The sequence below is a fragment of the Agrobacterium sp. genome, assembly GCF_059499945.1.
This window is the reverse complement of record NZ_JCABZP010000002.1, coordinates 171,112-183,749: the sequence shown is the minus strand read 5'-3', so window position 1 is coordinate 183,749 and position 12,638 is coordinate 171,112. Positions and strand designations below refer to the sequence as shown.

Genomic DNA, 12,638 nt, shown 5'->3' with positions numbered 1-12,638 from the left:
CTCAATCGAGCGCGCGACATCAGCCTTCAACATGAGGCTTCTCCTGATTGTGGGTTATTGGTGCCGGGTTACGCTACCGGCCGCGTAAAGGCGGAAATTCTCGCCTTAGCATTGCATTAGCAAAGCAAAATAATTGACATTAGCAGTTGCATCTGATTTTTCGAATAAACTCAGATGCGGAGGGGGTGTCGATGTCCGTTGAGGCTGTGGATTTTCAAAAGCCGCGTGGGTTAGCTGCCGATTATTCTTTGCTGCGCCCGCTATCTGCCGCCGACTACGCGGCGGTCGCGAAAGTGCGCCACTTTTACGGAATGGATGTCCTGCGATCCTTCGCAGCGGTCGTAATTCTCGTCTGGCATTACAACCACTTCTTCAACAACAATCCCGCATTCGTCCGCACAGACCAGCCGCTCTACTGGCTTCTCATGCCATTTTACGAATATGGATATTGGGCAGTTGGGGGCTTCTGGGTTATTTCCGGGTTCGTGTTCTCGCATGTGTATAGCGGGAAAAGCGTGAAAGCCTCAGATTTCATCGCCGCGCGTTTCGCGCGCCTCTACCCGCTTCATTTCATCACGCTGATTACGATTGGCCTGTTACAGATGGTCAGCTTCAATCTCTTGGGGCATTACACGATGGTCGCCGGCAACTCGGGGACCGACTTCGTGCGGCACCTCTTCTTCATTGCCGGATGGGGCTTCACGGAGGCTGTCAACTTCAACGGCCCGATCTGGTCAGTCTCGGTGGAATTGGCGATCTACGCTGTCTTCTTCCTCCTGGCCCGCCGCATCTTTGCATTTGGACTGCTGACGTCGGCGTTCATCGTTGTTTCGATGTCTCTGCTCCTGAATGAGCAGTCTCCGATAAACAATTTCCATATCTGCGCATTCTTCTTCTTCTCAGGCTGCATCCTCTATTACTGGCTCGTAAAATTCAGAGACAGTCCGATTGTCCTCTTCGCGCCTGCGATATTGAGCTTGGCAACGTTCACTTACTACGTTGGCGCTGGCAAGCTACCGCATATGCCGTTCTTTAACGTCCAGTTTTTCCTTTTCCCGCCAATTGTCCTGCTGGTTGGATGGCTGGATTTCAGCCCGTCAGTGCAAGCTCGGCTTAAGCCACTCAAGTGGTTCGGCGACACAACGTATTCGTCGTACCTATGGCATTTCCCTATCCAAGTGGCGATCCTGATCGGACTTTCTTATTTCGGGATCGGCACGTCCATATTTGAAAGCGGTATCACCCTCATCGTGTGGGTGGTCGCGATGGTCGCGCTATCTCACGTCTCATTCATTTACATCGAGAAGCCACTGCAGAAACTTTGTCAGGCGGCCTATGTTCAAGCATGGTCTGATGAGCCCCGGCGCGGGTGACTGGGCGGCGTTAGTTACAATGAAACAGGCCACGCGATTCTGGCTATTTCCGATAGGAACCCCTCGATAGTTGGCTGGGGTCGCTGACCTGAGAGGAACTTTTCTCTCTCGCTGAAAACATACCGCCAGACATTATCTCGCCACGCGATGAAGGCCTGCGCTTCCGCGGCCCATTTGCCATTTGTTGACAGGGCAAAAGAGGCAAGAGAGTCGCCACTTCTGTAGCTTCTCTCCCTCGCCGTTGCATCAATCATATCTTGGACGGCGTCCTCATAGTCGGTAATTGTTGGGGAAGCAGGCGTTACAAGTGATCGCAGTTCATCGATCTCATCCTGCGTCATTTCTATCATTTCGCCATTCACGACTTTCTTCATGATCAACCCCTAATGCCAAAAAGTTCCGCCGATCCAGTGACGAATGCGCCTCCGGAACAGGCAAACCTGAATGCGTTCTTCACTGCTGCTCCGCCGAAGTAACCGGAATTCAGGTCTTGCCTGTTCGAACCAGAAAGGCGTGCGTATGCAGCCTTGCTCTCGAACATCGAAGCAGAAGCCTTGTTGAAATTCCCGATTCTGAATGTGAGCATGAATAGACTTGCGACCGCTAAACTCTCGCGGCTTAGAACCATATACGGGTTAGACAAAGTTGCCTGCCCGTTTACGGACGTATCCTCTTGAGACAGCGAGAAGTATGGGTAATCGCTCGCACCCGCCGCCCAACTGGCTCCATTATCCGTACTGACTTGCGCCAGCAATATCCCTGACGTCGCCCCTGTATTAGCTCGCCCCTCAACGGACAGCATGAGGGAGACGAACGGCGAAAGATCAGTCCATATCGCCTGCCCTACGCCGATCAGGCTTACCGGGTTTCCAATCGGCTCCCAACCGCCAATCGCTTGCCGCGCCTGCGCCGTCGTTAGGAACTTGAGGCTTTTACCGGAAGTGCCATTGGCCGCTGCAAACTGCCCGTCGACCGAAGACGCAGCGCCGGTTACATCACCCGTACCCGAGCCATCAGTTCCCTTGCGGGCCAGCAGCCGCCAGTAGGCATTACTCTCGGTCGGCAAAACAGGCGGCGCATTGCCCGTGGTAGGCTGAAGCGCGATCCACGTCGAGCCGTTGTTGAGAACGATGTCATTTGTCTCGTAGGCAGTCGCGCCGCTGTAAGTGCCGCGATCCACAACACCGGGAGTGCCGGAGCGAGCAAACAGAAGCCACTGTGTGTTCTCGGTCGTCGGGAGTGTCGGTGGCGCGTTGCCGGTCGTCGCTACCTTGGCGATCCACGTTGACCCACCAAACTGCACGATATCGCGGATCGCGTAGGCCGTGCCCGCGCTGTAGTTGCCGCGCTGGTTGACGCCAGCGGGACCGACAGGGCCTGTGATATAAGACGGTGCGCTCCAGTCTCCAGCCGTAGAAGATATCTTGATGTAGAGTGCGGCTCGTCCGTCACCTACGTTAACAACCAGAACTGAATACCCTGCCGGCTGTCCGTCGAAGGCCGCACGATCTGCGAGGTTCGCCGCCCACGCATCATACTGCACGCCTTGGACGAGAGCCGCCTTGTTGATCGTGCTGAAGACGCCGGGACCGATGCCAATTAGCAGGTCATCAGTACCAACAGAGGTTTCAGCGATGCTGGACAGATTGCCGCCACTCAGGCTGAGCATCAACCGCCGCATGGTTTCGACGGCAACGATGGTTGGGTTCGTCAGCTCGATCTTGTACGGAGCATCAGTCTGGGCAGGACCGGGCCAATCATCGGCAAGCAACAGCTCCGTATCGCTGATGATCTGCTCGATGACGATCGGGCGCCCAACGTGAATGCCGTACTTGTCACCCGCCTTGATCGGCGTCAGCCCGGCAACTTCCGTCAGCCAGCCGGTATCCGTGCCGGTCACAGTGCGAGAGCCGACAGCGACAGTTGCCGTGCCGTCGCCGTACCATGTGGTGTTAGCCATTATCGGATGCTCCGTTAACGCTATCGACGGGATCGCCCTCGCCACGCGCGAGGCGTAAATCGGCTTCAAGGCCGTTGATCTTGTCGAGAAGGATCTTGTTTTCCTGCTTCTGCATGAGAAGCTGATGGGAGAGCAGAAGCGTGCGATTCACCAAGAAGGCTTCGCGCACTTCCGCCTCTTGCAGGATGAACGAAGCGTCAACCTGCATCTGGTTTCCAGTTGTCATTTTACACCCATTTTGAGGTTAGCGCTTAAAGACCAACGCCGTTATTTCGGAAACGCGACTACCGCTTGTTAGCGCACCCGATGGGCCAGCAATGCTATCCATGCTGAACGTCGTCTGCGTGCGGCCAGAGGGAGGGCGGAAGTTGACACTCGAGTTTAGATAGGCCGTAGCGCCACTCTGAACCGACGAACTGTGTGCAACATCGATGACGTTTCCGTTCTCCAGGAGCCTCATGGTAGCGGTGGCCAATCCTGGCGGGTCTACCGTTGTGCTCATGGTCCCTCTGGTTTTCCAAATAAGGAGTACATTGGGAGCGCCGTCGCCATGGGTAACAGTGAAGCTTTCGCCGTTCACCACGGCCGCTACGGTGATCGCTCCAGGTGAGATGTTCGACGTTCCCACAGTCAGTGTGCCGATGTAAGCACTCGAAATATCGACGTTACCGAGAACACCCGACAGCGCTGATAGCTGGTTGACCCTGACGTCGTCCAGATAAAGAACGTTGCCCTGATATGTGAACGGGTTACGGAGGATCGATGCGTCATCATTCCCGATAATGACCTGCTGCGCCTTCAGAATGATGCGCGTCGGGCTGGCCGGGTTCGACGGCACATCCATGAGGAATGAAGCAGAGCGATACTGCTCGTCATTGACAGCCGCGGTGATGCCATATCGAGCAGCATAACCAGATGGGGCAGCAACCGCAGCCCAGGCGATATTGATCGACGCCGTGTTGCCGCCGAGCGCAGCCGTCAGTGTTTCGACCTTGCCGGCGACAGCCATCGTCTCGTTCACGGCAAGCTGGATATCCTCGCGATATTCAGCACGGGCCGCACCAAGCTCTACAGACAGTTCTCTGGCGAGATTGCGGGTATCCTTGTAGGCGACAACGGAAAGTTCCATCATGCCCGCAATGAGGCCGTCAATGGCGTCCTGCGCCGTTCTTGTGCTGTTGCGGAGCCAGCCAAGGGCATCTTCGATGTTCGACAGATCAACCTCTGCGAACACCGTCTGATTGCCGGTGACATTGGCCGATGTTACCCACGGCGTGTAGGTTTTGAACCGGTCAGGGACCGTGCGGATTGTGGCGCGGGCGTTATAGAAAACACCCGAGATCACATCCTTCGAGGTCTGATACTCAACCCGCCCAAACTCATTCACGGTCTCCGGGTCTTTGCAGACATCGGTATAGATCGTCGTCTGGCCGCTGATCCGATATTCAAGGATAACCTCGATGATAGACGGGTCTTGCGGCGGGTCCCAGGAGAACCGGAGAACCGGCGTTTGGAAGCCTTCCGCGCCCTCAATCATGCCCGTTTCGACCGCAAAGTCTTGCACGGTCGTCAGGATAGAAGGATTGATCGGCGGCGTCGGTGGAATAACCACCGGGCCCGGATCAATGCCGCCGTCATCGTAGATATCGGCGCTGGTCTCGGAAAGCCTCAGCGTGATGTTGAAGCTCTCATCGCACAGCCACTCGGAGATCATCCATGTACGGCCATTCCAGACGATCCACTCGCCTTCCTGAACCTTCAGGCCAACGCGAAGACTGACAGGCAAAGTGGCCGTGCCGCCCATGCGGTTCTGACGATATCGGATCGTCAGAAGGTACTGCGCAATATCAGGATCTGTGACCTGGAGGAAGTCATTGCTCGTCTGCCTGTTGCGCCCATCGGCGGCCACGTCTGCATTCGAATATACTGGCTTCAGGCTCTGCGGGTTCCAGAGGTCCACAATCGAAAGGAACTGACCAGAGATATGGTTATAGCGCTCGAAAGCCGACTTCTTGAACTGGTATTCGCTCGACCGGCCGGTATCGAGATCATCCTTGGTGATTTCCAGAACCGGAATTTGCGGCGCACCTGCGATCACGCCAGACAGGCCACGACGATTGAGGCCGTAGCCAGCCATCGCGTCCTCAAACTCCTTGAGGATTTCCGTATGATCGTCAGCGCCTGTTACCCAGAGGCCGCATTCATATGTCGGCTTGCCGGCTTTGATGGTGTCGCACACGTTCATGGCGACGAAGTAAGTTGCCAGATCCAGTTGCCCGAGCGACTTGCCCTCACCAATAAGCGTGCGGCCAGAGTTCAATGCTCGAAGGCCGAGCTGATAGTTCAGGCGATGGACGGCAGGATTGCGCGTGAACACCCACGTCGCGGGATCATTGATGCGCTGTGGGCCGGAGCCGCCGGCAACCGTCGAATCCTTGCGGGGGTCATACTCGCGCAGACCACGCATGACGAACTCGAAATCGGGCTTGCCCTTCTCGAATAGCGCGCTGTCATAAAGTCGCTCGACAATCACATAGCACTGGCCAGCATTGACGCTCGTGCTCTTCCACGTGTTGCCGAGAGCCGCCGTGTCCGCAACCAGCTTGGCGTCAACCGGCTGGCCGGGACGTCCATCGTAGAACCGGATCGATATCTTGTCGCTGAACCCGTCGACACGATAATGTGCAGCTTCGCCGCCGATGTTGCCAACCTGGATCAGCGCGCGGCGCTCACCGTAGACGAAGCAGTAATCGAAAAGGCCATCGCACCAGCCGTTGGCCAGCACGAAAACCTCGGCGTTGTATTTGTTGCCCTGCCCCCACTTCGCATAATAGGTGCGCTGGCCTTTGGTCTTGCCGTGGCCGTAGAGCGCCTGAACATCGATATCGCCGCCGTATTGCGTCTCACCTTGGACAGCCGTGTAGGTGCGCTTCTTCGGGCGCTTGAGGTAACTGAATGCGAGACTAGTGCCGAAGGCCAGCGCGCCACCAATGACCGATGCGAGGGAGACAGTCGCACCGAATAACGATATCGTCGCCGTGCCCGCAAGCAGCGTGCCGATAGCTGTAAAAATCATTGGTGATTATCCGATGTGAAAAGCGGCGACGACGTCCCCGAGGCCGTAGTCCTCACGGCCAGCAGGTGTTTTCGTGACAAATCGAAGACCGAGGCAAATACCGACGTGTTCGGCGCCATCCGCGAGCCGGAGAATGACCAGATCACCCAGCCTTGCTTCAGCAGCACCCTTGGGAGCTTGATCCAGTTCGGCCTCGAAGAATGTCACCAGCGACTTGTGCTTGCGCTTCCTGAGCGCTCTCTGAGCGCCTGCAAGGGTCTTGTAGGAGCCGAGATACTTCTTTGCCGTCTCAGCACCAGTGAGCGCGTCGATCATCGCGCAGCCTAAGAAGAAGCAATCGGCTGTGCCATAGGCATACGGCTTCGCAAGCTCCGCGGTGAGCGTAGCTTCAACAATTCGGAATCGGTTCATTTGGTCAGCCCATCTCGATATTTGACTGGCTGACGACCAGCGTGCCAATGTAAGCATTCGAGATGTCGACGTTGCCGAGTTTCGCCGAAAGATCGGAAAGCGCGCCGCACTCAGTGAATTGACAAATGAGTGGCCCCTTCTTGAACGGGAATGGCATAACCTCCTGATTGTCAGCTATCAGTTTGGCCGCCGGAAGAATCGAGGCAGCACAAAGCGCCGCGAGAAACGATCTGCGGTTCATGGATGTTCTCCGATGTTTGGCTATCAGCCCTGCCTCTGGCCCCATTCCTCAGGAATGCTGGCGTTTGTGGCCACATATTCTAGGCCAGTGTCTGTCGGGCTGTTGTCGAACTGCTGTTCTGCTATCGAGCGCTTGACGCCCGTGGAGCCGCGCGCCGAGCGTCCCGGCGGCTGCAGATCAATTTCCATCGTCAGCGTGCGCTCAGAACCCGATACAGCACCCTTGTTGTAACGCACCTGGTCGATCTCATAGATAGACGACGCGAGGATACCCAAGACCTCGTTCGTGTTGGGTACGCCGCAAAGATGGGCGATGATGACCGGTGAGTTCTGGTAGTCGAACTCCTCGATCCGCGCGACCGCATCGTCTGGGTCAGTCACCGGGATATCCGAAAACGTGATGGTGCGGGTGGTCACCGCAGTACCGACAGCAGACGTCATGCTGCCGATGTCGAGAAATCGGTTCGGCAGATAGACGAGGCCGTTATAGGTATAGGATCGGCCGCCCCGATGATAACCCACCGTCTTGCCGGGAAGATCGAAGCGGATCAGGTCAAGGCGGGCAATCCTGCCCTTCTCGATCTGCGCTGCGACGACGGGATCAAGGCTCATGAGTGGAACACCTCAGTTGCGGTGAATGACGTTTCTCGGCTTCCCAGCGACTTTGGAGCCTGCGCACTGCCGGGATCGATCATCATCAAACACGCCGGCTTTTCGAGGTGGCCAGTGCACGTTGATGGGAAGTTCTGGGTGTCGAGCGCATACATGATCTGAACGGCAACGAAGCCGTTTGCATCGGCTACCGCAGGCTCAACAATGCGATGCAACGATCTGATGAGAACGGTTTTCCGAACCTCAATGTAATCGCCGGGAGAGAATACGAATCCCGCCGGTAGACCGCCGAGATAAAGGGTGTTTGCGCTTACCGACTGAAAGAAGACCTGACCATTGAACGCACCGCCTCCAGCCTTTGTGCCGGATAGAGGTGCGCCCGTATCCATGGCAATTGGCCGGGGCCGCCATACGTCATATCCCAGAAACGTCGTACCTCTGGCGTCGGCCTTCATCATGAACGCGTCAAACAAACCCGATTGGGCTGGCAGAAGAGTTCCGGTGGAAAACTTCGCTGTCCAGTAAGGCGTCCCGAATGCTTGAACTTCCGTCCGTCTGCCCTCCATCCTGTTGGCGGAAACGGGGCTTACGGGCGTGAAATCGACTTGGCTCCAAGGAATAACCGGAAGCAAAATAGGATCAGCCATCTTGCGCCTGTCCGTTCTGATAGAGGTTGCGCTGGTTTTTGTTGTTCTGGCCCACGATCTTGACCGTCTGGCCCTGCGCTTGTTCGAGGATTTGACCCACAAGCTCTGGTGAAAGGTTAACCAGCACTTCAGACGTGCCACCAGTTTGACTGGACGCTGACTGACCTTTGGTGTGGTCAATTACAGTTTCATCCGGGTGCATCATCGCCCAGAAGCCGCCCTTCCCATCGAGACCACCGCTACGCGAGCCTGAGCCCGTGTAACCGCCACCATCGAAGCTGGGGCGAGCGATAGGAACAGGACCGACCGATGGTAGCTTCGCAAATCCGCCAGTGCCACCACCGAACAATCCGCCGAACAGACTGCTCAGGAACCCACCACCGCCGCCCCCGCTGGAGGCTTTGTTCACGCTAAACATCGCGTCCAGCAGATCGTCCTGAATGCGGCTGATCACCTTATCGAGCGCGTTAAGAGCAATATCGGCCCACTCGTCCCAAGTGATTTTGCCGTCGTCCATAGCCGAGCGAACGTCATCGAGAACGCTCCCGACGCTATCCTTGTATTCATCCATGGTGTCGATCTGTCGATCACGGGCTTCTTGCTCGGCGTCGATCTGGGTGATGAGGCTGGCAATCGCTTCCCTCTCCTGATCAGTCGCCGCGGCACCAGCCTGTCGAATGGCTGCTGCCGATCGCTTGGCGGTCTCTGTGGCGCCGACGAGGCTCAGTTCTTCCTTCAGTTCGTCAATGAGGTCCGAGACGGCTTGCCGCTCGCGCTCTGCACGACTGATGGCGGCGCTTCTAGATCGGCTTCCTCTGCGAGCCTCACGCTCGGCATTAAGCTGATACTGGCTCTTCGTATTCTCTGCCCGCTCGTTCTGCAGCTGCATTTCATCTTGGAAAGGAGTCCGCTCGAAAGCATTCAGGGTATTGAGCGGCCCGAGCTGGTCGATAACGGCCTTAGTGCGTTGGGCATCGATAGCCGCCGCGATGTTATTTGCTGCCCTGTTTGCCTCGTTGGCGACTGAACCCATCGTCCCGGCCAAGGTAGCGGCAGTGTCGTTGGCAGTGCCTAGCAGTTTTTCAAAACGGGAAGCTTCAAGATAGGTCCTCAATGCCTCTTTCTGGACATCTCGAAGAGATGGGGGGAGCTTTGCGCCCTCATCTGCCGCATCCTTAAGCGTGTTCGAAAGGTTCAAAGCTGCGTCTGCCACCTCGCGCGGACCATTGGCTCTTTCAAGTTCGTTCAGGGCATTGGTGATCTCATGAGCTTGAATTGCTGTTAGCCCAAATTCACGAGCAAGGTACTGAGTTTCCTGCTGGGCAGCCATGATGGCCTCTCGTGGAAGGAAATTCAGTGTTGCCGTCTGGAAGCGATCCACAGACGCCTCAATGTCCTGCAGACTGGATTGGATAGCATCACTGGCCTGGCGTAGCTTGTCCCCATATTCAAGTTCACGAAGCTGCCGAAGAGCTTGATATGCGCGTTGTGCACCCTCTGCCTGCTCTCCAAACCGGTCAACCAGATCCTTGGCTGACAATGAGGCATTCGAGACCGCCTCTTCGTAGGCTTGCGTAGCGACTTCAAGAGCCTTAATTTTTTCAGCAAGATCGGCGGACTCTTCCTGAGTCATCGCTAGATTCGCAACCAACGGCAGGAGGGCACCCGCCGCAGCGCCAGCAAGAATGCCAACCGGCCCGAGGGCCAAAGCCAAATCAGGAAGTTGAATTGCGATAGCTTGCAGCCAATCGCCGGTCATAGAAGCCTGCTGTGCGACTTGGCTCAACTGCATGGACGTCATCCGCATCTGCTGGCCGGCAAACGTTGACTGCCTACCCACAGCAGTAAAGCCCTTGACCATATTGTCGGTGGCCTTGTTCACGCGGCGTTCCGCGCGTTCAGCCGTCGACCCGATGCTATCGAGATCCCTTTCGCCAGCCTTAAGGCTACGGGAATCCGCGGCAAGGACTAGCGTTGCGAAATCAGCCATTCGGTTTTACCTGTCTTGTGGGCAGAATTTGAGCCGCACCGGAGGAGAGTATGAATACAAAGATGAGGATGGTAGCCGCAGGTTTAGGCGGCGCTGCTATTTTGACCGCCATCGGCGCCTGGGCCCTTATCAGCCAAGAGCCGCTTACCGAGCGGCAAAAGGCTGAACAAAGTTTTCAAGCACTGCAAATCAAAGACGAACAGATCATGCGTGAACGCTGTAAGGAGCCGTTCGGCCCGAACCTTACAGAACGAGAAGAGCGTAACCGAAAGTGGTGTATTGCTAACGGCCTTCTAGACTAAGACTCGACTCCCGATTGCATCCATGCTCCTTTTCTAGCGCCTAGCTAAAGGAGTAATGCATGGAGTTGCTTGATCGTGACTTTCAACGGCAGATTTTGCGTGAGCTTTCGGAGATATATCCGAAACCTGCAGATATGCGGAGTTCTTTCAAAGACAGGGATGAAAGGCAGGTTAAGTACAACCTTTACTACCTGTGCGAACATGGACTGATTACCGCGAAGTGGCAAACATTTATGGATGGCGAGGTGCACGTCATCAATCCACAGATCACGGCGAAGGGCATTGATTTTATCACAGATGATGGCGGGCTATCCGCCATCCTTGGCGTTGTGACCGTTAAGCTTCACGAGGAAACCATCAAGGCCCTCCTCATTCAAAAGGTGAAGGAATCCGGAGCAAACGATACGGTCAAAGCCTCGTTGATAGCCAAGATCAAAGAGGCCCCCGCAGAAGTTCTCGGTAAATTAGCTGAGAAGGCTCTGGACTCTGGGCTTGATCAGCTTCCGGATCTGGTAGCCTCGCTGAGTAAATGGCTTGGCCTTTGAGGCAGCAGACGAACTGAAACCAGACTTCGCCGATACCCTGGACGGGCATAGCGAAAGGCTTACCAACTCCTGCCGGATCGCCTTGCGCCTGCTCATAAAGATCGAATGACGCCACAATCGAAGCCTCTTCCGTAGGCCTGATCTGTTCTATCCAAATCTCTTTTGCTATTGGCAATTTGCGTCTCCTAAAACAGTTGAGGCGGCCGGAGCCGCCTTTTCACCGGTCAGTTTCGCGTTCCATCGGCGGAATGCTCAAAGGCTCTTTGCCCGAGTTGAAACCAGACAAGTAAGCCGAAGCCATCTTTCGTATCAGTCGAAACTCCCAAGGCTGGAGTGCAAGGTCATTTGCTGACGCGAAGGCCACCAGCTCTTGCCAGTCCGGTGTTCCAAGACCCATTCCATTCGAGCGGATCGGGCCGAGTTCCTTGAGGGCATCAAGAAGATAATCGCCGGCCTCCAGTTCAGGCATCGGCGGAATAACGCCTGAGACGAGGTACTTTTGCCCCCGGCTCATCTTCTCATTGGTGATCGTGGACGCCAGCCAGCCGAGTTGCTGGGCAGCTAAGACTAGCTGGCGCTCTCGTTTCCCAGGATAGCCGCCCGATCGGTGGCGAAGTCCCTCACCTGCTCGACAAAGGATTTCTGCGCCCGGTTCCCGTTGACCACCTGCAGGTTCAGGAACCACTCAACGTCATCAGGCGCTTTCGCTGCCTTGTTGCCGCGGCTGATATTCTCGAAGCCGACGACTAGGGGCGCGAAGTCCTTCACGAGATTGGCATGGATGGATTCAACCGTTACAGGCTCGCCGGCCGATCGATCTTCCTTCATGCGGGCGCGCTGGCTTTCGAGGATGGACGTCTGGCCTGTTGCCCCTTCGATGCCGAGAACAAGAACCCGGCAGGGCTTCGCCTTGTCGTCCTCGTCATAGAGCAGCTTGCCAGTGCCGGGGTGCTTCAGGTGAAGCGCGCGGGGCTTCTCAGATGCCTTGCGGCTATCGAACTGTGTGAAATCCATCAGGGAGCCTCTGCGACAACGCTGTCATAGTTCGCACGGATGCTGAACGTGTACCCGGCATAACTGGTCGTGGAACGCTCGTTGCGCTGCCAGTCGTGGCAAATGCCCGTGATGTATTCGACATCGCCGCTGGCGCCAGGCTCCACGATCTTGAACGAATAGAGGTTATGCGGGCCTTCCTTGGCCGCCGCCTTCACAGCCGCCTGGCCTGCATCGCCTTTGATCTCGCGCATGGAGATAGCGGTAGCAGATCCGGTCTTGGCACCCTTGGCGCCCATGATCCAGCCGCTTTCCAGATCCGGCACGTCGATGATGGCGTTCGTGCCGCCGACCGGGCCGATGGACTGGATGCCGTTGACCTTGATTGCGCCCGTGGTGAACAGCGCCTCATAGCCAGCTTCGTCAAAAGTCGCTGGCGCACCAGCTTTGAAGAACAACTGGTGGCCGATGTCAGAAGTAGACATGCCC

Annotated in this window: 15 protein-coding genes; 3 read left to right on the top strand and 12 right to left on the bottom strand. The window is 56.3% G+C overall.

Annotated features, from left to right (window positions below; translation table 11 throughout):
- Positions 1-191: 191 nt before the first annotated feature.
- Positions 192-1,373, top strand: coding sequence for an acyltransferase family protein (locus tag AC5I5B_RS02070; RefSeq protein ID WP_495752269.1), 1,182 nt, complete (start codon positions 192-194; stop codon positions 1,371-1,373).
- A 14-nt stretch (positions 1,374-1,387) separates the two neighbouring features.
- Here the strand turns inward: AC5I5B_RS02070 and AC5I5B_RS02065 are convergent, their stop codons facing one another.
- Genes AC5I5B_RS02065 through AC5I5B_RS02025 form a run of 9 tightly spaced genes read right to left on the bottom strand, consistent with a single transcriptional unit; the run spans position 1,388 to position 10,309 of the window.
- On the bottom strand, positions 1,388-1,747 hold the full coding sequence (locus tag AC5I5B_RS02065) for a hypothetical protein (RefSeq protein WP_495752268.1): 360 nt from the start codon (positions 1,745-1,747) through the stop codon (positions 1,388-1,390).
- Between the two features lie 2 nt (positions 1,748-1,749).
- Positions 1,750-3,333, bottom strand: coding sequence for a fusion protein (locus AC5I5B_RS02060; protein ID WP_495752267.1), 1,584 nt, complete (start codon positions 3,331-3,333; stop codon positions 1,750-1,752).
- Positions 3,326-3,559, bottom strand: a complete 234-nt coding sequence (locus AC5I5B_RS02055; protein ID WP_495752266.1) for a hypothetical protein — start codon at positions 3,557-3,559, stop codon at positions 3,326-3,328. The genes AC5I5B_RS02060 and AC5I5B_RS02055 overlap by 8 nt, the downstream gene beginning before the upstream one ends.
- 18 nt (positions 3,560-3,577) lie before the next feature.
- The gene (locus AC5I5B_RS02050; RefSeq protein WP_495752265.1) at positions 3,578-6,409 is read right to left on the bottom strand and encodes a phage tail protein; all 2,832 of its coding nucleotides are present in this window, start codon (positions 6,407-6,409) and stop codon (positions 3,578-3,580) included.
- A gap of 6 nt (positions 6,410-6,415) precedes the next feature.
- The gene (locus AC5I5B_RS02045; RefSeq protein ID WP_495752264.1) at positions 6,416-6,820 is read right to left on the bottom strand and encodes a DUF6950 family protein; all 405 of its coding nucleotides are present in this window, start codon (positions 6,818-6,820) and stop codon (positions 6,416-6,418) included.
- Between the two features lie 4 nt (positions 6,821-6,824).
- A complete protein-coding gene (locus AC5I5B_RS02040) occupies positions 6,825-7,061 on the bottom strand; it encodes a hypothetical protein (RefSeq protein WP_495752263.1) in 237 nt (78 codons plus the stop codon).
- 23 nt (positions 7,062-7,084) lie between these two features.
- On the bottom strand, positions 7,085-7,672 hold the full coding sequence (locus AC5I5B_RS02035; protein ID WP_112416402.1) for a DUF2163 domain-containing protein: 588 nt from the start codon (positions 7,670-7,672) through the stop codon (positions 7,085-7,087).
- Complete coding sequence (locus AC5I5B_RS02030) at positions 7,669-8,319, bottom strand: hypothetical protein (RefSeq protein WP_495752262.1); 651 nt, start codon at positions 8,317-8,319, stop codon at positions 7,669-7,671. The genes AC5I5B_RS02035 and AC5I5B_RS02030 overlap by 4 nt, the downstream gene beginning before the upstream one ends.
- The gene (locus AC5I5B_RS02025) at positions 8,312-10,309 is read right to left on the bottom strand and encodes a hypothetical protein (RefSeq protein ID WP_495752261.1); all 1,998 of its coding nucleotides are present in this window, start codon (positions 10,307-10,309) and stop codon (positions 8,312-8,314) included. Before AC5I5B_RS02025 ends, AC5I5B_RS02030 begins: the two co-directional genes overlap by 8 nt.
- A gap of 50 nt (positions 10,310-10,359) precedes the next feature.
- Between AC5I5B_RS02025 and AC5I5B_RS02020 the strand changes: the two genes are divergently transcribed.
- Positions 10,360-10,611, top strand: a complete 252-nt coding sequence (locus AC5I5B_RS02020; protein ID WP_495752260.1) for a hypothetical protein — start codon at positions 10,360-10,362, stop codon at positions 10,609-10,611.
- A 59-nt stretch (positions 10,612-10,670) separates the two neighbouring features.
- Positions 10,671-11,156: a DUF2513 domain-containing protein gene (locus tag AC5I5B_RS02015; RefSeq protein ID WP_495752259.1), complete on the top strand. Its 486-nt coding sequence runs from the start codon at positions 10,671-10,673 to the stop codon at positions 11,154-11,156.
- Positions 11,157-11,373: 217 nt separating this feature from the next.
- Here AC5I5B_RS02015 and AC5I5B_RS02010 read toward each other — a convergent pair whose 3' ends face one another.
- The 3 genes from AC5I5B_RS02010 to AC5I5B_RS02000 form a co-directional block, all read right to left on the bottom strand.
- On the bottom strand, positions 11,374-11,625 hold the full coding sequence (locus AC5I5B_RS02010) for a hypothetical protein (protein ID WP_495752258.1): 252 nt from the start codon (positions 11,623-11,625) through the stop codon (positions 11,374-11,376).
- 98 nt (positions 11,626-11,723) lie between these two features.
- The gene (locus AC5I5B_RS02005; protein WP_495752257.1) at positions 11,724-12,170 is read right to left on the bottom strand and encodes a hypothetical protein; all 447 of its coding nucleotides are present in this window, start codon (positions 12,168-12,170) and stop codon (positions 11,724-11,726) included.
- Positions 12,170-12,634 carry a hypothetical protein gene (locus AC5I5B_RS02000; RefSeq protein ID WP_495752256.1) on the bottom strand — a complete coding sequence of 155 codons (465 nt, stop codon included), beginning with the start codon at positions 12,632-12,634 and terminating at the stop codon, positions 12,170-12,172. The genes AC5I5B_RS02005 and AC5I5B_RS02000 overlap by 1 nt, the downstream gene beginning before the upstream one ends.
- Between the last annotated feature and the right edge of the window lie 4 nt (positions 12,635-12,638).

Coding starts and splice junctions, on each gene's coding strand:
- AC5I5B_RS02070 (WP_495752269.1), top strand. CDS start 192: ATGTCCGTTGAGGCTGTGGATTTTCAAAAGCCGCGTGGGTTAGCTGCC.
- AC5I5B_RS02065 (WP_495752268.1), bottom strand. CDS start 1,747: ATGAAGAAAGTCGTGAATGGCGAAATGATAGAAATGACGCAGGATGAG.
- AC5I5B_RS02060 (WP_495752267.1), bottom strand. CDS start 3,333: ATGGCTAACACCACATGGTACGGCGACGGCACGGCAACTGTCGCTGTC.
- AC5I5B_RS02055 (WP_495752266.1), bottom strand. CDS start 3,559: ATGACAACTGGAAACCAGATGCAGGTTGACGCTTCGTTCATCCTGCAA.
- AC5I5B_RS02050 (WP_495752265.1), bottom strand. CDS start 6,409: ATGATTTTTACAGCTATCGGCACGCTGCTTGCGGGCACGGCGACGATA.
- AC5I5B_RS02045 (WP_495752264.1), bottom strand. CDS start 6,820: ATGAACCGATTCCGAATTGTTGAAGCTACGCTCACCGCGGAGCTTGCG.
- AC5I5B_RS02040 (WP_495752263.1), bottom strand. CDS start 7,061: ATGAACCGCAGATCGTTTCTCGCGGCGCTTTGTGCTGCCTCGATTCTT.
- AC5I5B_RS02035 (WP_112416402.1), bottom strand. CDS start 7,672: ATGAGCCTTGATCCCGTCGTCGCAGCGCAGATCGAGAAGGGCAGGATT.
- AC5I5B_RS02030 (WP_495752262.1), bottom strand. CDS start 8,319: ATGGCTGATCCTATTTTGCTTCCGGTTATTCCTTGGAGCCAAGTCGAT.
- AC5I5B_RS02025 (WP_495752261.1), bottom strand. CDS start 10,309: ATGGCTGATTTCGCAACGCTAGTCCTTGCCGCGGATTCCCGTAGCCTT.
- AC5I5B_RS02020 (WP_495752260.1), top strand. CDS start 10,360: ATGAATACAAAGATGAGGATGGTAGCCGCAGGTTTAGGCGGCGCTGCT.
- AC5I5B_RS02015 (WP_495752259.1), top strand. CDS start 10,671: ATGGAGTTGCTTGATCGTGACTTTCAACGGCAGATTTTGCGTGAGCTT.
- AC5I5B_RS02010 (WP_495752258.1), bottom strand. CDS start 11,625: ATGCCTGAACTGGAGGCCGGCGATTATCTTCTTGATGCCCTCAAGGAA.
- AC5I5B_RS02005 (WP_495752257.1), bottom strand. CDS start 12,170: ATGGATTTCACACAGTTCGATAGCCGCAAGGCATCTGAGAAGCCCCGC.
- AC5I5B_RS02000 (WP_495752256.1), bottom strand. CDS start 12,634: ATGTCTACTTCTGACATCGGCCACCAGTTGTTCTTCAAAGCTGGTGCG.